The following is a 17,676-nucleotide window of genomic DNA, read 5'->3' on the forward strand; positions in this document are numbered from 1 at the left end:
GCGCTGCATGCGCGGCGCGGCCTGTTCGGGAAACACCGCGGAACCGGCTCTGACGGGCCGCTGGTGTTGCCCCCTGCAAGGGGGTGGGCGTAGCGACACGCAGTGCGCGCGGCCTGGGGGTGTGCCCGAGTTCAGTCATGTTTCGGTTCCTCCGTGATGCCGGCCGCTTCCGCATGCCGCTTGTCGGCCTCGCGCTGGCGCGCGCTGCCCTTGAACAGGCTGCGCACCACCACGAAGAACACCGGCACGAAGATCACGGCCAGCGCCGTGCCCGTCACCATGCCGCCCAGCACGCCGGTGCCGATGGCACGCTGGCTGGCCGAGCCGGCGCCCGAGGCGAGCACCAGCGGCAGCACGCCCAGGCCGAAGGCCAGCGAGGTCATCACGATCGGGCGGAAGCGCAGGTGCGCGGCGGCCAGTGCCGATTCGATGACGCCCTTGCCCTGCGCCTGCAGGTCCTTGGCGAACTCGATGATCAGGATCGCGTTCTTCGCGGAGAGGCCGATGATGGTGATCAGCCCCACCTGGAAGTACACGTCGTTCGAATAGGCGCGCAGCATGGTTGCCAGCAGCACGCCCAGCACGCCGAGCGGCACCACCAGGATCACCGACAGCGGGATCGACCAGCTCTCGTACAGCGCGGCCAGGCACAGGAACACCGCCAGGATCGCGAAGCCGTACAGCACGATGGCCTGCGAACCCGCGAGCTTTTCTTCGCGCGACTGGCCGGTCCATTCGAAGCCGAAGCCCTGCGGCAGCTGCGAGGCGAGCTTTTCCATCTCGGCCATCGCGGCGCCGGTGCTGTAGCCGGCCGCTGCGTCGCCGCTGATGCGGATCGCGGGGTAGCCGTTGTAGCGCACCGTCTGCGTGGCGCCCGTGACCCATTTGGTGGTCGCGAAGGCCGACAGCGGCACCGGCAGGCCCTGCGTGTTGCTGGCGTTCAGCTTGAGCAGGTCGTCGGGCTGCATGCGCGCCGGCGCATCGGCCTGCACCACCACGCGCTGCAGGCGGCCGCGGTTCGGGAAGTCGTTGATGTAGCTCGAACCCAGCGCGGTCGACAGCGTGGCATTGATCGCGTCGAAGGTCACGCCCAGCGCGTTCGCCTTGTCGCGGTCGATGTCGATCTGCAGTTGCGGCGCGTCTTCCAGGCCGTCAGGGCGCACCTGCGACAGGATCTTGCTCTGCGAGGCCATGCCCAGCAGCTGGTTGCGTGCGTTGATCAGCGCCTCGTGGCCTGCGCCCGAGCGGTCCTGCAGGCGGAAGCTGAAGCCGCTGGCGTTGCCCAGTTCGGGAATGGGCGGCGGGCTCAGCGGGTAGATGAAGGCGTCGCGGATGCCCGACAGCGCACCGAAGGCACGGCCGGCCAGCGCGCTGGCCGAGTGGGCCGGGTCCTTGCGTTCGTCCCAGTCCTTCAGCGTCACGAAGGCGAGGCCCGCGTTCTGGCCCTGGCCAGAGAAGCTGAAGCCCATCACGCCGACCATGCTCTGCACTTCGGGCTGCTTCAGGATGAAGCCCTCGACCTGCTGCATGACCGACAGCGCGCGTTCCTGCGTGGCGCCCGGGGGCAGCTGCACGTTCACGATGATGTTGCCCTGGTCTTCCTGCGGCAGGAACGAGCTGGGCAGGCGGGTGTAGGTGAACACCACCGCGGCGATGATCGCGGCGTAGATCACGAGGTAGCGCGCGGCGCGGCGCAGCACGCGGGCGACGAGGCTCTCGTAGCCCTTGGCCGTGCGCGTGAAACCGCGGTTGAACCAGCCGAAGAAGCCGGTCTTCTCGTGGTGGTGGCCTGCTTCGACCGGCTTGAGCAGCGTGGCGCACAGCGCCGGCGTGAGCGACAGCGCCATGAACGCCGAGAAGGCGATCGACGCCACCATCACCGCCGAGAACTGGCGGTAGATGTTGCCGGTGGAGCCCGCGAAGAACGCGAGCGGCACGAACACCGACACCAGCACCACGGTCACGCCGATGATGGCGCCGGAGATCTGGCGCATGGCCTTGCGCGTGGCTTCGAGCGGCGACAGCCCCTCTTCGCTCATGATGCGCTCGACGTTCTCCACCACCACGATGGCGTCGTCCACCACGATACCGATCACCAGCACCATGCCGAACATGGTCAGAACGTTGATCGAGAAGCCCAGCGCCAGCAGCGAGGCGAAGGTACCCAGCAGCGCGATCGGCACCACGATGGTCGGGATGATCGTGTAGCGCCAGTTCTGCAGGAACAGGAACATCACCACGAACACCAGCGCCACGGCTTCCAGCAGCGTCTTGACCACCTCGGTGATCGAGATCTGCACGAAGCGCGAGCTGTCGTACGGAATGGCCCACTTCACGCCCTGCGGGAAGTAGCGCTCGAGTTCGGCCATCTTGGCGCGGATCGCCTTGGCCGACTGCAGCGCGTTGCCGTTGGGCGTGGGCTGCACGCCCACGCCGACCGCCGGCACGCCGTTCAGGCGCGCCGAGGTGGCGTACGACTGGCCGCCGAGCTCGACGCGGGCCACGTCCTTCAGCCGCACGGTCGAGCCGTCGGTGTTGGCGCGCAGCACGATTTCCTTGAACTGGTCGACGTTGGCGAGCTGGCCGTTCACCACCACCGTGGCCGCGATGGCCTGGCCGGGGATGTTGGGCAGGTCACCGATGGTGCCGGAGGACACCTGCGCGTTCTGTGCGCGGATCGCGTTGTTGACGTCGGTGGCCGACAGGTTGAAGCCCTGCAGCTTGGCCGGGTCGATCCAGATGCGCATCGCGTTCTCGGAGCCGAACAGCTGGGCCTGGCCCACGCCGACCACGCGCTGCAACTCGGGCACCACGTTGCGCGCGGCATAGTCGCCGAGCGCCACCGGGTCGATGTTCGGGTTGTCGGAGGACAGCATCACGAACATCAGGAAGTTGTTGCGCGACTTGTCCACGCGCACGCCCTGCTGCGTCACGGCGGAGGGCAGGCGCGGGGTTGCCCGCGACAGCCGGTTCTGCACGTCCACCTGCGCGAGGTCGTCGTTGGTGCCGGCCTCGAAGCTGATCGTGATGGAGCCGGTGCCGTCGGCCTGGGCCACCGATTCCATGTAGATCATGCCCGGCGAGCCGTTCATTTCACGCTCGATGACGGACAGCACGCTGTCCTCGAGCGTCTGGGCCGAGGCGCCAGGGTAGGCGACGTTGATCACGATGGCGGGAGGCGCCACCGGCGGGTACTGCGAGATCGGCAGCTGGGTGATTGCCACGCCGCCCACCACGAGGATGAACAGTGCGATCACCCACGCGAAGATCGGGCGGTCGATAAAAAATTTGGCCATTTGCGGGCGCGCTCCTGATTACTTCTTCTCGGCCGTGGCCGCCGGTTCGGCGGCGGCAGGCGCCGCCGCAGCCGGCTTGGCCGCTGCGGCGGGGTTTGGCTTGGTCCACGGCACCGCCTTCACGGGCGTGCCCGGCGGCATCATCTGCAGCTTCTGGAAGCCGTCGACCATCACCTGTTCGCCGGCCTTCAGGCCGTCGAGCACCACCCACTGGTTGTCCTTGGCGGCGCTGATCTTCACGTTGCGCTTGGACAGCTTGCCGTCCTTGTCGACCACCGTGACGGTGTCGCCCTGCTGCGTGCGCGTGACCGCCTGCTGCGGCAGCGCGATCGCATTGGTGGCCTTGGCCTGCTCCAGCCTCACGCGAACGTACAGGCCGGGCAGCAGCTCGCCCTTGGGGTTGGGCACTTCGGCGCGCAGCGTGATCTGGCCGGTGGTCGAGTCGACCGTGAGGTCGGAGAACAGCAGCTTGCCTTCCTGTGCGTACTCGCTGCCGTCTTCCAGCACCACGCGCACGCTGGCGGCTTCCTCGCCGCCCGCGCGCTTGTACTGGCCGTCGGCCAGCGCGCGGCGCAGCTTCAGCACGTCGGTGGCCGACTGCGTGAAGTTGACGTACACCGGGTTGATCTGCTGCACCACGGCCAGCTCGGTGGCGTCACCCTGGCCCACCAGCGCGCCTTCGGTCACGAGGGCGCGGCCGATGCGACCGGCGATGGGCGAGGTCACGTCGGCATAGCCGAGGTTGATCTTGGCGGTCTGCACGGCGGCGCGGCCGGAAGCCACGTCGGCCTCGGCGGTTTTCTGCGAGGCCACGGCCGTCGCGTATTCCTGCTTGCTCACGGCGTTGGCCTCGACCAGCGGCTTGTAGCGGTCGGCCAGGGCCTTGGCCTGCACTGCGTTGGCCTCGGCGCGGGCCAGCGTGGCCTGTGCGTTCTGCAGGGAGGCCACCAGCGGCGCGGGGTCGATGCGGAACAGCAGCTGGCCGGCCTTCACGTCGCTGCCTTCGCGGAATTCGCGCTTCAGCAGGATGCCCGAGGCGCGGGCACGGACCTGCGCGACGCGCGAGGCCTCGAGGCGGCCGGGCAGTTCGGTGACGAGGCCGACGTCGCCCGGAGCCGCAACCACCACGCCGACCTCGGGCGCCGGGTGGCCGCCGCCGCCGGGTGCGCCTGCGCCGGCGGGCGCATCGCTCTTGCCACAGCCCGCGAGGACCAGCAGGGCAACGGCGGCCACGGTCGCGAGACGCGGCGAAAAGGACGATTGGCGCGAAACATGCAGGAGAGGCATGCGATTCCTTTGAAGCGAAGACGGGAGATGGCGCGTTCTCGGGCGAACCGGAAACCTGTACGGGCAGGCGGGCCATCGGGGAAGCCCGGTAGTTTACATACATTCATGGATGTATAGTGACGGTCGTGCAATGGCCCCACGACCGGGAAAGGGCGTTGCTTTACAAATCAGGAGACTTGGTGGCACGTCGTACGAAGGAAGAAGCAATGGCCACGCGGCATCGGTTGCTCGATGCCGCGGAGCTGCTGTTTCAGGCGCAGGGCGTCTCGCAGACCACGCTGCAGCAGATCGCGCAGCAGGCCGGCGCCACGCGCGGCGCCATCTATTGGCATTTCAAGGACAAGGCCGACTTGTTCAACGCCATGATGGAGCGCGTCATCCTTCCGCTCGAAGCAGGGCCCAGGGCCTCCAGCGCCAGCGGCGTCGACGATCCGCTGGCCGAGATCGAAGAGGGCATGGTCCACGCGCTGACCCTCATGGCCACCGACCCGCAGGTGCGCCGCGTGTTCGACGTGGCGACCCACAAGGTCGAATACACGCACGACATGGCTTCCGTGCAGCAGCGCCACCTCGACGCCCGCAACGCCTGCGTCGCCGATTTCGAAAAGGCCCTGCGGCTGGCCGCCCGCCGCGCCCGCATCAAGCTGCCGGTGCCCGGCGCCATGGCCGCGCAGGGGCTGCATGCGCTCATCAGCGGGCTCATCCAGAACTGGCTGCTCGACCCGGAGGCCTTCGATCTCGTGCCCACGGGAAGGCGCACCTTCAGGGTCTATCTGGCGGGGTTGGGCTTCGGTCCGCTGCTGTCCGCGGCGGCGGTTGCGGACGAAGCCGAAACAGAGGCCGCCTGATAGGCCATAATGTCTGGCTCCGGTGCTTGCCGGAGCCCTCTCTCGCTGTATTTCAACGGATAGAATTCGGCCCTCCGAAGGCTGAGATCCAGGTTCGATTCCTGGCGGCGGGACCACATACCAGACCGGAAGCTCCCAAAAGCTTCCGGTTTTTCTTTTTCCCACCCATGACGGAGTTGACTGATCTGGACGAGGCCAGCCTGGCAGCGCATGCCGCCGAATGGCGGCGGCGCGCGTTGCGCGGCGAGAAAAAGGCGCGCGGCATCGCACATGCCCTCGAAACCGAAATGCGGCGCCGCTCGGGCGACACCATCGCGCCGCAGAACACCGACGACCTCGACACCCGCCCGCTGGCGTTGCGGCAGGCGCCGCGGCCATGGTGGAAGTTCTGGTGAGCCTGCGCTCCGGCCCCCGAAGCGCTGCTACCCCATCGTGAAATGCGAGGGCGGGCGCCCCAGCGTCTTGCGGAACATCGTCGAGAACGCGCCCGGGCTGTCGTAGCCCATGTCCAGCGCCACCACCGTCACCGGCTCGCCCGCCGCGAGCCGTGACAGCGCCACCAGCACGCAGGCGCGCTGACGCCACTTGCCGAAAGCCATGCCCGTCTCGAGGCCGAAGCGGCGGTTGAAGGTGCGTTCGCTGATGTTCAACTGCGCCGCCCATGTCGACGGCGCCACGTGGATGCCGGGCCGCCTGAGAAATTCCACGCAGAGCCCCGCCAGCGCCGGGTCGCGCGGCAGCGGCACGTGCAGCAGCGGCAAGGCCTCGGCGCGCGCCACCTCGTGCAGCACGAGGCGCATCAGCACACCATCGCGGCCCTGTCGGTCGTATTCGATCGGCACCTCGATCGCTTCCATCAGCAGCTGTCGCAGCAGCGGCGACACGTTCAGCACCTCGCACTGGTCGCCCTTGCGCGGCACGTCGCGCGGCTCGATGTAGAGGCTGCGCGTGCTCACCCCGAGCATGCGCACCCGGTGCGGCTTGCCGGCCGGGATCCACACGCCGCGCTGCGGCGGCACGACCCAGGCGCCGTCGTCGGTGCCGACCTCCATCACCCCGGTCGCCCCGTAAAGGAACTGCGCGCGCCGGTGGCTGTGCGTGTGCAGCATCGTGCCCGGCGGGTAGTCGGTGCCTATGGCCAACACCGCGCGGGCGATGGCATCCACGGAGTCGAGCGGAACATTGCGCATAGGGTCGGCAAAAAAAGCGGGTTGGCCGAAACGCGAACATTATTGGCCCACATGCGCAAGCGCGCCAAGCCGCGCCGACCTATCGTGACGGTCTTGTCCTCAATGCCCAGGAGCGTTTCGTGTCGATCCATCTCATGCTTGCCGGCTTCGGTTGCCTGGCAGGCGCCACCACCGTGCTGTTCGGCTTTGGCGGCGGCTTTGTCGTCGTTCCCTTGCTTTACCGTGCGCTGATCGCGAAACACGGCGCGGGCAGCGCCACCGGCCAGTCCGCCATGCACATCGCCGTGGCCACTTCGACCTGCGTGATGATCGTCAGCGCCATGCTCGCCACGCGGCGGCACCAGCGCGCCGGCACGCTCGACTGGGCGCAGGTGCGTCCGCTGCTGCGGCCCATCGGCGCAGGCGCCGTGGTGGGAGCTGCGGCGGCCGTTGCGGCCGATGGCGAGTTCGTGCGCTGGGCCTTCATCGCGTACCTCGGCGCGACCATCCTCGATTGCGTGTTCCGCCCCGGTTTTCTCAAGCACACCGCACCCGCCGCGGCACGCCCGCTGTCGGGCCGGGTCGCGAGCTTCGGCAGCTTCGTCATCGGGCTGATCGCCGCGTTCCTCGGCGTGGGCGGCAGCGTCATGACCGTGCCGCTGATGCGCCGCCGGGGCGCCGCCATGACGCATGCCACCGCCATGGCCAACCCGTTGTCGCTGCCTGTTGCGCTGGCCGGCACCGCGACCTACATGGGGCTCGCATGGAACTCGGCCTCGTCGCTGGAAGGGTGGCACATCGGCTACGTGGACGTGCCCGCGTTCGCCGCGCTGGTGGCGGGTTCGCTGGTTGGCGTGCGCATGGCCGCGCCGCTGATCGGCCGCATTCCGGACCGCATCCACACCTGGGTGTACCTGGGCCTGCTGGTGGCGGTGCTGGCGGGCATGGTGCTGCGCTGAGCGTGCATGTCAGCCGAAGCCGATGCTTCGCGGCAAAGCCTTGCAGCGGCCCGCCGAGCCATGACACCATGGCCGCATGCCATACCAACTCCATTACTGGCCCACCATCCAGGGCCGCGGTGAATTCGTGCGGCTCGCGCTCGAGGCGGCCGGTGCCGACTACGTCGACGTGGCGCGGCTGCCCGAGTCGAAAGGCGGTGGAGAGTCCGCGCTGGGCCGCCGCCTCGGCGATGCAGGCAATGCGCGCCCCGCGTTCGCGCCGCCCTTCCTCGTCGACGGGGACATCGTGGTCGGCCAGACCGCCGCGATCCTGCTGTACCTCGGGCCACGGCTGGGCCTGTCGGGCGTGGGCGAGTCCGACGGGCTGTGGACGCACCAACTGCAGCTCACCATCGCCGATGCGGTGGCGGAGGCGCACGACACGCACCATCCCATATCGACCGGCGCCTACTACGAAGACCAGCGCGACGCCGCCATGCAGCGCGCGAAGGCCTTTCGCGAAGAGCGCATCCCCAAGTTCCTCGACTGGTTCGAACAGGTGCTGCAGCGCAACCCGGCGGGCAGCCTGCACCTGGTCGGCGACACGCTGACCTACGCGGACCTGTCGCTGTTCCAGCTGGTGGATGGCCTGCGCTATGCATTCCCCAAGGCCACGGCGCGCGCGCTGGCTGCAACGCCGGCGGTCGAGAAGCTGCATGGCAACGTCAAGCGCCGCCAGCGGGTGCACGACTACCTGCAGAGCCCGCGGCGCATCGCGTTCAATGAAGACGGGATCTTCAGGCGCTATGCGGAGCTGGACGGCTGACGGCGGCTGAACCTTCAGGCCACGATTGCAGCCGCATCGTTCCACGACGGCAGCAGCACCAGTCCTGCGACTGTCACCGGCTTGCTCTGCGGGCCGAAGAGATACCGGTTCGGCACGATGCCCTCCAGATGGCGCAGCACGTCGGTGCGGTCGTCGATGAAGTGCGTGATGCGCAGGTCGCGGCAGTGATCGGCCTTTTGCGGCCTTTGAAGGCAGAAGCGCAGGTTGGCGGGTGCGATGCCGGTGCGTTCGAAAAAGCGGTGGTGCTGCAGCCACGCACGGCTCTTTGCCTGAACGCTGGGGCCGCACTTCGAGACCAGCCAGACGCGGCCTTCGAACCTTTCGACCAGCGGCGCGACGGCGTCGAACATGCCTTCGTACGGCGGCGTCGCCAGTGCGTCTTGCAGCGAGCCGCCGATGAACGAGGTGTCCGCGCCGCCAGCGCCTTCGGCGGCGATGAGCACGCGGCCGATGTCGATGCCGAGCCGGGGGAGATGAGTGGAGTCTTGCATTTCTGATTCCCTTTGTGTTTGAAGCAGGCGAATCGTAGGAATGAAGCCAATCACCAGGAACTACTGATGTTGGATGCGCTATCCATAAAATGGATAGATGGATGTTCCTCGCACCAATCTCGACGCACTTCAGTCTTTTGCTGTGTTCGCAGACACGCTGAACTTCAGCGAGTCGGCGCGCCTGCTTCACATCAGCCAGCCGGCCCTGCATGCCAAAGTGCGCAAATTGGCCGAGCAGCTTGATGCGAGGCTGTACACGCGGATCGGTGGCGCGCTCGTGCTCACCAGCGCAGGTGAGCAGGTCGCACGGCATGCGCGGGAGCTGCTCGCGCTCAACCAACGCTTCGTCAAAGGCCTTGCCGCTGGGCGAGACCAGCCGGTCGTCACGCTGGCTGCGGGCGAGGGGGCTTATCTCTATCTACTGGGCAAGGCTCTGTCGCAGTTCTCGGGTCCTGGCGCCTCGCCGCACCTGCAATTGCTCACGCGCAACCGGGACGAAGCAATACAGGCGGTGCGGGCCGGACAGGCGCAACTCGGCATTGCGCCCCTGGGCACTGCGCCTGAAGACCTGGCGGCGGTGCGCCTCACGGTCGTGGGCCAGGTACTGGTCGTACCGCGCGCGCATGCCCTGGCTTCACGCAAATCGGTGCGCCTGCGCGACTTGAAGGACGCTCAACTGATCGTGCCACCGGAAGGGCGGCCGCACCGCGAAATGCTGGGCCGACTGCTTCAGGCGGAGTCGGTGCCGTGGCAGCCGTCGCTCGAAGCCAATGGCTGGGAACTGATGCTGCGTTTCGCTCAGCTGGGTTTCGGGCTTGCCGTGGTCAACGCCTGCTGCCGCATTCCAAAGGGTCTGGTGGCGATTCCGTTGCAGGGCTATCCGCCGCTCGAATATCACATGTTCCACGGTGCCGATCGCCCTCCGACACCGCACGCACAGAGGCTCATGGACGCGCTGCTGACGCATCGAGATCACTGGAAGGCCGCGCCATGACGCCCGAGAGCGCCAGCAAGTTCATCGCCTACGTGCTGCGTCACGCGCCGGAATCGGTCGGCCTGCGGCTCGATGCGGAAGGTTGGGCCGACATCGATGCGCTGGTGGCGGGCGCCGTGGCCGGAGGGCGCGACCTCGCGCGGGCGGACGTCGTGCAGGCGGTCGACTCGGGCACGAAGAAGCGCTATGAGCTGTCCGCCGATGGGCGCCGCATCCGCGCCCTGCAAGGCCATTCGACGCAGCAAGTCAGCCGCGGCTTCGAAGCGTTGGCACCGCCAGCATTGCTTTTTCACGGCACGGCCACGCGTTTTCTCGACGCGATCCGCGCGCAGGGGCTCTTGCCGGGCGCCCGGCAGCATGTGCATCTGTCGGCTGACGAAGCCACCGCGGTGCAAGTCGGGCGCCGGCATGGCAAGGCGCATGTGCTCGTGGTCGACGCAGGCCGCATGCATGCGCTGGGGCACGCCTTTCATTGCGCCGAGAACGGTGTCTGGCTGACCGCAGCCGTGCCGCCGGAGTTTCTGTCGGGCTAGGCGTCTTCCGCGCCATTGCGAATGCGCAGCGCCAATTCATACAAGGTATTGCGCGGCGCACCACTGATTTCCGCGGCCAGCTTCACCGCCGTCTTCACCGGCAGTTCCGCCAGCAACAGCCGCAGGACCCGCTCGCCCTCGGCACCGCCGTCGCCGCTGACCGCCACCGGATGCAGAACCAGCGCGAACTCGCCGCGCGTGCGGTCGCGGTCGGCGCCGAACCAGTCGGGCAGGGCGCTGGCCGCGACGGTCGCGATTTCCTCGAACTGCTTGGTCAGTTCGCGGCCCACGGTGATGCGGCGTTCGCCCAGCGTGGCGAGGGCGCGCGCCAGGCTCTCGATGCGGTGCGGCGCCTCCAGCAGCACCACGGCGCGGGGTTCCTGCGACAGCGCCTGCACCGCGGTGTCGCGCTCGCCGGCCTTGCTCGGCAGGAAGCCGGCGAACACGAAGGCGCTGCTGGCGTTGCCGTCGCCGCCGTCGGCCACCAGGCCCGCCGCGCCGACCAGCGTGGTCACGCTGCTGGCCCCGGGCAGCGGCAGCACGCGCTGGCCCGCCGCGCGCACGGCGGCGGCCAGCCGCGCGCCGGGGTCGCTCACGCCGGGGGTGCCGGCGTCGCTGACGTAGGCGATGCGCTCACCTTGCGCGAGCCGCGCGACCACGGCCTGCGCGGCCTCGGCCTCGTTGTGCTGGTGCACCGCGAGCAGCCGTGCGCCGGGCCGGTCGATGCCGTAGGCGCGCAGCAGGCTCTGGGTGTGGCGCGTGTCCTCGCAGGCGATCGCGTCGACCAGCTGCAGCACATGCAGTGCGCGCAAGGTGATGTCGGCCAGGTTGCCGATCGGCGTGGCGACCACGTAGAGGGTGCCTTGCGGATAATGCTGCGCACCCGCGGCGTCGTGCGCGGCCGCGAGGGCGGCGCCGAAAGAAGCAGGGGCGAGTGAAGCCAAGAGGTTTCTCCGTCAGATCGAACAAGAAGATTGCAGGCAGGGAGCCATGAAGACCGACACCACAACGAAGCATCGCGGCGATGCGGCGGAAGACGCCGCGCTCGACCATCTGCAGGACGCCGGCCTGGTGCTGGTCGCGCGCAATTATCGGACGCCCGGGCGCGGCGGCGGCGAGATCGACCTGATCATGCGCGATCCGCGCGACCACACGCTGGTCTTCGTCGAGGTCCGCCAGCGCAGCAGCGGCACGCACGGCGGCGCGGGCGGCAGCATCACCGGCCTGAAGCAGCGGCGCATCGTGTTCGCGGCGCGGCACTACCTGAACCAGCTGCGCACGCTGCCGCCGTGCCGCTTCGACGTGGTGCTGGTCGAGGACAAAATCACCTGGTTGCAGGCGGCCTTCGATGCCGGCTGATGCCTCTTTCGCGGGAACTGAAGCCCTCTTGAAGGCTCCACAACTCACACGTCTTGTTTCACAGCCCCCAGTTATCATCCCGCCTCATGCTCGAGCAACGGATTCAGCAGCACTTCATCGATAGTGCCGACCTCAAATACCAGACCGGACCGGTCCTCAGCAAACCCATCTCTCAGGCAATGCAGGCCATCCTGGCCTGCGTGACCAGCGGCGGCAAGGTGCTCGCCTGCGGTGCCGGCGTGTCGGGGCTGCTGGCGGCCCAGTTCGCCGCGCAGTTCGTGGGTCGCTTCGAACGCGAGCGGCCCGAGCTCGGCGCCATCGCGCTGCCCGGCGACACCACCGACCCCAATGCCGACAGCGCCAACGCCATCGACGCCGACCGCTTCGCCCGCCAGGTGCGCGCGCTCGGCCAGGCCGGCGACGTGCTGCTCGCGCTGAGCGCCAGCGGCCAATCGGCCGCAGTGCTCGCGGCCGTGACGGCCGCGCACGAACGCGACATGACCGTGGTCGCGCTGCTGGGCAATGCCGCCTCGGGCGCACCTTCGGCGCCGGGCGCGGGCAGCAGCGGCACCGGCGGCGCCATCGGCCGCGCGCTGCGCGAAACCGACGTCCAGATCAGCGTGCCGCACGAGCGTGCGGCACGCATCCACGAAGTCCATCTGCTCGCGCTGCATTGCCTGTGCGACGGCGTGGATGCCCAGTTACTCGGAGAACAGGAAGTTTCCCCATGAACCTCGCAACCATGAAGACGACACCGGCCCGACGTTTCGCCATCGCGCTCACCCTGGGGGGCGTGCTGGTCGCGGGCCTTTCCGCCTGCGTGCCGCTGGTGGTGGGCGGCGCCGCGGTAGTGGGCGTGGGCATGGTGGCGACCGACCGCCGCAGCTCGGGCGCGCAACTCGACGACCAGGGCATCGAGCTGCGCGCCGCTGCCCGGGTGCGCGACATCGCCAACGACCAGATGTACGTGAGCGTCACCAGCTACAACCGCCAGGTGCTGCTGACCGGCGCCGTTGGCAGCGACGCCGACCGCCGACGCGTCGAGGACGAGGTGAGCCGTATCGTCAATGTGCGCTCGGTGGTCAACGAGCTGACCGTGGGCAGCTCGAGCACCTTCCAGGACCGCTCGAACGACCTGTACATCACCGGCAAGGTGAAGGCCTCGCTGCTCGACGCCAAGGACATCTTCGCCAACTCGTTCAAGGTGGTGACGGAGCGTGGCGTGGTCTACCTGATGGGCATCGCCACCCGCCGCGAAACCGACCGCGCCACCGAAATCACGCGTGGCGTGACGGGCGTGGTGAAGGTGGTGCGCGTGGTCGAGGTCGTCTCCGAGGCCGACCTGGCCGCCAGCCAGGCGGCAAACCAGGCCGCGGCGCAGCGCGGCGGCCAGGGCCCCGCGCCGGTGACATCGGCTACGCCGTCGGCGCCTTCGTCGACGGTGGTGCCGGCTTCTTCTTCATCGTCGCGCGTGCCGCTGCCGCCGATGGAGCCGCTGCCGGCCAGCGGCGCGACGACCGCGCCGGTTCGCTGAAAGAACGCGCCCGAATTGAAAAAGCCCGCTCAGCGGGCTTTTCTCATTTGAGGCGGGTGATGAGGCTCGAAGTGTCCCAGCGCCGCCCGCCAGCCTGCTGCACGTCGGCATAGAACTGGTCGACCAGCGCCGTCACCGGCACGCGCGCGCCGTTTCGCTTGGCTTCGTCGAGCACCAGGCCCAGGTCCTTGCGCATCCAGTCGACCGCGAAGCCGTAGTCGAACTTGCCCTCGATCATGGTCTTGCCGCGGTTTTCCATCTGCCAGCTCTGGGCCGCGCCCTTGCTGATGACGCCCAGCACGGCTTCCATGTCGAGCCCGGCGCGCTGGCCGAAGGCGATGGCTTCGGACAGGCCCTGCACCAGCCCCGCGATGGCGATCTGGTTCACCATCTTCGCGAGCTGGCCGGCGCCGCTTTCGCCCAGCAGCGTGACCGCGCGCGAGAACGCCATGGCCGTCGGCTTGATGCGCTCGAACACGGCCGCGTCGCCGCCGCACATGACGGTGAGCGCGCCGTTCTGCGCACCGGCCTGGCCGCCCGAGACCGGGGCGTCGATGAAATGCAGGCCCAGCGTCTGTGCCGCCGTCGCCAGCTCGCGCGCCACGTCGGCCGAGGCGGTCGTGTGGTCGACGAATGCCGCGCCCTTCTTCATGCCGGCGAAGGCGCCGTCGTCGCCCAGCACCACCGAGCGCAGGTCGTCGTCGTTGCCGACGCAGCAGAACACGATGTCGGCGCCCGCGGCGGCCTCGCGCGGGGTCGGTGCATGGCGGCCCGGTGCGCCGAATTCGGCGACCCAGGCCTGGGCCTTGGCCGGTGTGCGGTTGTAGACCGTGACGCTGTGGCCGGCCTTGGCCAGGTGGCCGGCCATGGGGCCGCCCATGACGCCGAGGCCCAGGAAGGCGACGGTCTGCGCGGGGACGGATTCGTAGGTGCGGGGGTTGATGCTGCTCATGGGGCGACAGCTTAAAGCCATTCCGCGACCGGTGCGATGACGCAAACCTGTACGTGAACGTACAGGTTTGGGTAAAATAGGGGCATCATGACCACGCCGAACCCCGCCAGGACCATCACCGTGCGCGACGCCGCGGCCCGGCTCGAGGTCACGCCGCGCACGCTCAAGTACTACGAAGAGCTGGGCATCGTGGTGCCGGAGCGCAGCGAAGGCGGCTACCGCCTCTATGAGCAGGCCGACCTCGACAAGCTCGCGCGCGTGCTGCGCATGCGTTCGCTGGGCTTCTCGCTCACGGCCATCACCACGATGCTGCAGCAGCCGATGGAAGCGCCGGCCGAAGGCGGCCGTCCGCGCCTGTCGAACGCATCGCTCAAGACCTTGCGCGAAACCTTGACCGGGCAGCTCTCGACGCTGGATGCGCGCGTGGCCCAGGTTCGCCGCGAACTCAAGGAGGCCGCGGCGCTGCAGGCGCAACTGCGGCGCGACCTCGACTACGTGGAGCGCCGCCTTGCCGGCGAGCCGGTGGAAGAGGCGCTGGAGCAGCGCCGCAAGGAGCGGCCGGCGCCATGAGCTCCCCGGCCCTGGCGCGGCCTTCGCGCGGCAATGCCGCGGTCGCGCTGCTGCCCTGGGCCATCGGCCTCGTCACGGCCATCGACTACTTCGACAACGCGCTGTTCGCCTTCTTCGCGAGCTACATCGCCGGCGGCGTCAACGCCTCGCCCGACGAACTGGTGTGGGCCTCCAGCGCCTATGCGCTGGGCGCGGTGCTGGGCATCCTGCACCAGCATGCGTGGGTCGAGCGGCTGGGCTACAGGCGCTACCTCGCGGTCTGCATGTTCGCCTTCGCGCTGGGCGGCGTGGGTGCCGCGCTCTGCGACAGCTCGATGCAGCTCACGGCCGCGCGCGCGGTGCAGGGCTACTTCGTCGGGCCGATGCTCGGCGCTTGCCGCATCCTGATCCAGATCGGCATCGCGCCCGCGCGACGGGCCCAGGCGCTGAAGGCCTTCATGGTGCTCATCGTGTTCGGCGGCGCGCTGGCGCCCATTGCCGGCGCCTTTCTGGTCACCAACTTCGACTGGCGCTGGCTGTTCGCCAGCACCGCGCCGGTTGCGGTGCTGATCGGCCTGCTGGTGCTCTGGACGCTGCCCGACATCGGCGACGTCGCGCCGCACGAACGCACCGAGCCGCACTACATCGCCTACGTCGTGTTCGCGCTGGCGCAGGCCGCGTTGCAGGTGGTGCTCACGCGCTCGCACTTCGAGCTGTTCACAGGCTCGCCCGCGCTGATCGGACTCACGCTCGCCGGCGTCGCGGGGCTCGCATGGTTCGGCTGGCAGCAGTGGCGGCACCCCGCGCCGCTGGTGCGGCTGCATGCGCTGCGCAATGCGTCGTTCCGCGTGGGGCTCGCGCTCTATGTCGTCTATTACTACCTCTCGACGGGCTTCAGCTACCTGCTGCCGCGCCTGATGGAAGGCGGGCTCGGCTTCACGGTGGGCAATACAGGCTACTTCACCGGCGCCGCCTCGCTCGCCACCGGGCTGCTGGTGTTCGTCTACCTGCGCTATTCGGCGCGGCTGACGCGCAAGAAGTGGCTCATCGTCGCGGGCTTCGGCATCGCGGCGCTGGCGGCGTGGTGGCTGTCGCGGGTCACGCCGCAGGCGGGGCGAGAGGCCCTGCTGGCCCCGCTGCTGCTGCGCGGCCTGCTGATGCTGTTCGTGGTGCTGCCCGTGGCCAACCTCACCTTCAGGCCCTTCGCGGCGGAAGAATTCGCGCACGGCTACCGGCTCAAGAACCTCGTGCGCCAGTTGGCGATTTCATTCGCGACGTCGAGCGTGATCGCATTGCAGCAGCACCGCCTGGCGCAGCACGAAGTGCGCCTGAGCGAATCGGCCAACCCCGCGAACGCCGCCTTCATGCAGGCGCTGGAGTCGCTGACCCACGGTTTCGCCGCGGCCGGCCATGCGGCGGTCGAGGCACATGCAATGGCGCTGGGCACGCTCTGGCGAACGCTCGAACAGCAGGCCACCTTCATGGCCTCGCTCGACGGCTTCACCGCGATGGCGGTCATTGCGCTGGCGGCGGGCGCGTTCGCCGCGTGGCAGAAGACGATCGACTGAGTCGGCGGGCGCCGCCGGGCCGCTCCCAAGGCGGCCCGCGCCTCCCCCATGGGGGGTGGAGTTACACGCAGCGAAGCGAAGTGAAAAGCCGGGGGGCTGCTGTTTCAGACGATCGCGAAATGCTCCGTGCCGGCGGCCAGGTCGGTGCTGCGCGCGCGCTGGCTGTTGAGCTTGATCTGCAGACGCAGGTCGTTGGCGGAGTCGGCGTTGCGGATCGCGTCCTCGAAGGTGATCGAGTGGCTCTCGAACAGGTCGAACAGCGCCTGGTCGAAGGTCTGCATGCCCAGGTTGCGGCTCTTCTTCATGATCTCCTTGATCTCGCCCACCTCGCCCTTGAAGATCAGGTCGGAAATCAGCGGCGTGTTCAGCAGCACCTCGACCGCCGCCACGCGGCCCAGGCCGTCCTCGGTGGGCACCAGCCGCTGCGACACCAGCGAACGCAGGTTCAGCGACAGGTCCATCAGCAATTGCGCGCGGCGCTCCTCGGGGAAGAAATTGATGATGCGGTCCAGCGCCTGGTTGGCGCTGTTGGCGTGCAGCGTCGCCATGCAAAGGTGGCCGGTCTCGGCGAAGGCCACCGCGTGTTCCATGGTCTCGCGGTCGCGGATTTCGCCCATCAGGATCACGTCGGGCGCCTGGCGCAGCGTGTTCTTCAGCGCGGCTTCCCAGCTGTCGGTGTCGATGCCCACTTCGCGCTGCGTCACCACGCAGTTCTTGTGCGGGTGCACGAATTCCACCGGGTCCTCCACCGTCACGATGTGGCCGAACGAGTTCTCGTTGCGCCAGTCGATCATCGCGGCCAGCGTGGTCGATTTGCCCGAGCCCGTGGCACCCACCAGGATGCACAGGCCGCGCTTGCTCATCGTCACTTCCTTAAGCACCTGGGGCATGCCCAGGCTGTCGATGGTGGGCAGCTTGGCGGGAATGGTCCGCAGCACCATGCCGACCTTGCCCTGCTGCACGAACGCGTTCACGCGGAAGCGGCCGATGCCGGTGGGCGAGATCGCGAAGTTGCACTCCTTGGTGCGCTCGAACTCCGCCGTCTGGCGGTCGTTCATGATCGAGCGCGTGAGCGCCAGCGTGTGCTGCGCGCCCAGCGCCTGCTGCGACACCTTGGTCACCTTGCCGTCGACCTTGATGGCCGGCGGGAAGTCGGCGGTGATGAACAGGTCGCTGCCGGCGCGGCTCACCATGAGCTTGAGCAGGTCGTTGATGAACTGGCTGGCTTGATCGCGTTCCATGAGAGCGCTCCTTGATCTGTTTAGATTGAACCCGCTGGCGGCCGACCGCCGGGCCGCCCCAAGGCGGCCG

Annotated in this window: 18 protein-coding genes and 1 tRNA gene; 12 read left to right on the forward strand and 7 right to left on the reverse strand. The window is 68.5% G+C overall.

Annotated elements, in window-relative coordinates; genetic code table 11:
* Nucleotides 1-131 precede the first annotated feature (131 nt).
* Nucleotides 132-3,296 carry an efflux RND transporter permease subunit gene (locus AC1RVW_RS18855; RefSeq protein ID WP_081266060.1) on the reverse strand — a complete coding sequence of 1,055 codons (3,165 nt, stop codon included), beginning with the start codon at nt 3,294-3,296 and terminating at the stop codon, nt 132-134.
* 18 nt (nt 3,297-3,314) lie between these two features.
* Nucleotides 3,315-4,583 carry an efflux RND transporter periplasmic adaptor subunit gene (locus AC1RVW_RS18860; RefSeq protein ID WP_409194387.1) on the reverse strand — a complete coding sequence of 423 codons (1,269 nt, stop codon included), beginning with the start codon at nt 4,581-4,583 and terminating at the stop codon, nt 3,315-3,317.
* A gap of 176 nt (nt 4,584-4,759) precedes the next feature.
* On the opposite strand from AC1RVW_RS18860, the gene AC1RVW_RS18865 reads away from it, so the two are divergent.
* The 3 genes from AC1RVW_RS18865 to AC1RVW_RS18875 all read left to right on the forward strand — a co-directional run bounded on the left by AC1RVW_RS18865 (nt 4,760) and on the right by AC1RVW_RS18875 (nt 5,826).
* Nucleotides 4,760-5,431, forward strand: coding sequence for a TetR family transcriptional regulator (locus AC1RVW_RS18865; protein WP_081266058.1), 672 nt, complete (start codon nt 4,760-4,762; stop codon nt 5,429-5,431).
* Between the two features lie 41 nt (nt 5,432-5,472).
* A tRNA-Arg gene (locus AC1RVW_RS18870) sits at nt 5,473-5,547 on the forward strand.
* 51 nt (nt 5,548-5,598) lie between these two features.
* Entirely contained in the window at nt 5,599-5,826 is a 228-nt protein-coding gene (locus tag AC1RVW_RS18875; protein ID WP_081266057.1) for a hypothetical protein, read from the forward strand.
* A 27-nt stretch (nt 5,827-5,853) separates the two neighbouring features.
* Here the strand turns inward: AC1RVW_RS18875 and AC1RVW_RS18880 are convergent, their stop codons facing one another.
* Complete coding sequence (locus AC1RVW_RS18880; protein WP_493201729.1) at nt 5,854-6,621, reverse strand: AraC family transcriptional regulator; 768 nt, start codon at nt 6,619-6,621, stop codon at nt 5,854-5,856.
* A gap of 134 nt (nt 6,622-6,755) precedes the next feature.
* Between AC1RVW_RS18880 and AC1RVW_RS18885 the strand changes: the two genes are divergently transcribed.
* Both AC1RVW_RS18885 and AC1RVW_RS18890 read left to right on the forward strand, forming a co-directional pair.
* Nucleotides 6,756-7,559, forward strand: a complete 804-nt coding sequence (locus tag AC1RVW_RS18885; RefSeq protein ID WP_493201784.1) for a sulfite exporter TauE/SafE family protein — start codon at nt 6,756-6,758, stop codon at nt 7,557-7,559.
* A gap of 76 nt (nt 7,560-7,635) precedes the next feature.
* Nucleotides 7,636-8,364, forward strand: coding sequence for a glutathione S-transferase (locus tag AC1RVW_RS18890; RefSeq protein WP_493201730.1), 729 nt, complete (start codon nt 7,636-7,638; stop codon nt 8,362-8,364).
* A gap of 14 nt (nt 8,365-8,378) precedes the next feature.
* On the opposite strand, the gene AC1RVW_RS18895 is transcribed toward AC1RVW_RS18890, so the two are convergent.
* Entirely contained in the window at nt 8,379-8,876 is a 498-nt protein-coding gene (locus AC1RVW_RS18895; RefSeq protein WP_493201732.1) for a hypothetical protein, read from the reverse strand.
* 97 nt (nt 8,877-8,973) lie between these two features.
* Between AC1RVW_RS18895 and AC1RVW_RS18900 the strand changes: the two genes are divergently transcribed.
* Both AC1RVW_RS18900 and AC1RVW_RS18905 read left to right on the forward strand, forming a co-directional pair.
* The gene (locus tag AC1RVW_RS18900) at nt 8,974-9,870 is read left to right on the forward strand and encodes a LysR family transcriptional regulator (RefSeq protein ID WP_493201734.1); all 897 of its coding nucleotides are present in this window, start codon (nt 8,974-8,976) and stop codon (nt 9,868-9,870) included.
* Nucleotides 9,867-10,403, forward strand: a complete 537-nt coding sequence (locus AC1RVW_RS18905) for an RNA 2'-phosphotransferase (protein ID WP_493201736.1) — start codon at nt 9,867-9,869, stop codon at nt 10,401-10,403. Before AC1RVW_RS18900 ends, AC1RVW_RS18905 begins: the two co-directional genes overlap by 4 nt.
* Here the strand turns inward: AC1RVW_RS18905 and rsmI are convergent.
* Complete coding sequence (rsmI, locus tag AC1RVW_RS18910) at nt 10,400-11,347, reverse strand: 16S rRNA (cytidine(1402)-2'-O)-methyltransferase (RefSeq protein ID WP_454906541.1); 948 nt, start codon at nt 11,345-11,347, stop codon at nt 10,400-10,402. The two genes, AC1RVW_RS18905 and rsmI, sit on opposite strands and share 4 nt — an antisense overlap.
* 46 nt (nt 11,348-11,393) lie before the next feature.
* Between rsmI and AC1RVW_RS18915 the strand changes: the two genes are divergently transcribed.
* From AC1RVW_RS18915 to AC1RVW_RS18925, 3 genes are all read left to right on the forward strand, one after another.
* Nucleotides 11,394-11,762, forward strand: a complete 369-nt coding sequence (locus tag AC1RVW_RS18915; protein WP_493201738.1) for a YraN family protein — start codon at nt 11,394-11,396, stop codon at nt 11,760-11,762.
* An 86-nt stretch (nt 11,763-11,848) separates the two neighbouring features.
* Nucleotides 11,849-12,493 (forward strand): SIS domain-containing protein, encoded by a 645-nt coding sequence (locus AC1RVW_RS18920; protein ID WP_081266048.1) that lies wholly within the window; start codon nt 11,849-11,851, stop codon nt 12,491-12,493.
* Nucleotides 12,490-13,296 (forward strand): BON domain-containing protein, encoded by an 807-nt coding sequence (locus AC1RVW_RS18925; protein ID WP_493201740.1) that lies wholly within the window; start codon nt 12,490-12,492, stop codon nt 13,294-13,296. The genes AC1RVW_RS18920 and AC1RVW_RS18925 overlap by 4 nt, the downstream gene beginning before the upstream one ends.
* A gap of 43 nt (nt 13,297-13,339) precedes the next feature.
* Here AC1RVW_RS18925 and AC1RVW_RS18930 read toward each other — a convergent pair whose 3' ends face one another.
* Entirely contained in the window at nt 13,340-14,248 is a 909-nt protein-coding gene (locus tag AC1RVW_RS18930) for an NAD(P)-dependent oxidoreductase (RefSeq protein ID WP_493201741.1), read from the reverse strand.
* 87 nt (nt 14,249-14,335) lie between these two features.
* Here AC1RVW_RS18930 and AC1RVW_RS18935 point away from each other — a divergent pair, with 87 nt between their 5' ends.
* The gene (locus tag AC1RVW_RS18935) at nt 14,336-14,818 is read left to right on the forward strand and encodes a MerR family transcriptional regulator (protein ID WP_106936638.1); all 483 of its coding nucleotides are present in this window, start codon (nt 14,336-14,338) and stop codon (nt 14,816-14,818) included.
* On the forward strand, nt 14,815-16,365 hold the full coding sequence (locus AC1RVW_RS18940; protein ID WP_493201743.1) for an MFS transporter: 1,551 nt from the start codon (nt 14,815-14,817) through the stop codon (nt 16,363-16,365). The genes AC1RVW_RS18935 and AC1RVW_RS18940 overlap by 4 nt, the downstream gene beginning before the upstream one ends.
* Nucleotides 16,366-16,469: 104 nt before the next feature.
* On the opposite strand, the gene AC1RVW_RS18945 is transcribed toward AC1RVW_RS18940, so the two are convergent.
* Complete coding sequence (locus AC1RVW_RS18945) at nt 16,470-17,606, reverse strand: PilT/PilU family type 4a pilus ATPase (RefSeq protein ID WP_081266043.1); 1,137 nt, start codon at nt 17,604-17,606, stop codon at nt 16,470-16,472.
* Nucleotides 17,607-17,676 lie beyond the last annotated feature (70 nt).

Source organism: Variovorax sp. MPBD4-3 (genome assembly GCF_058809745.1).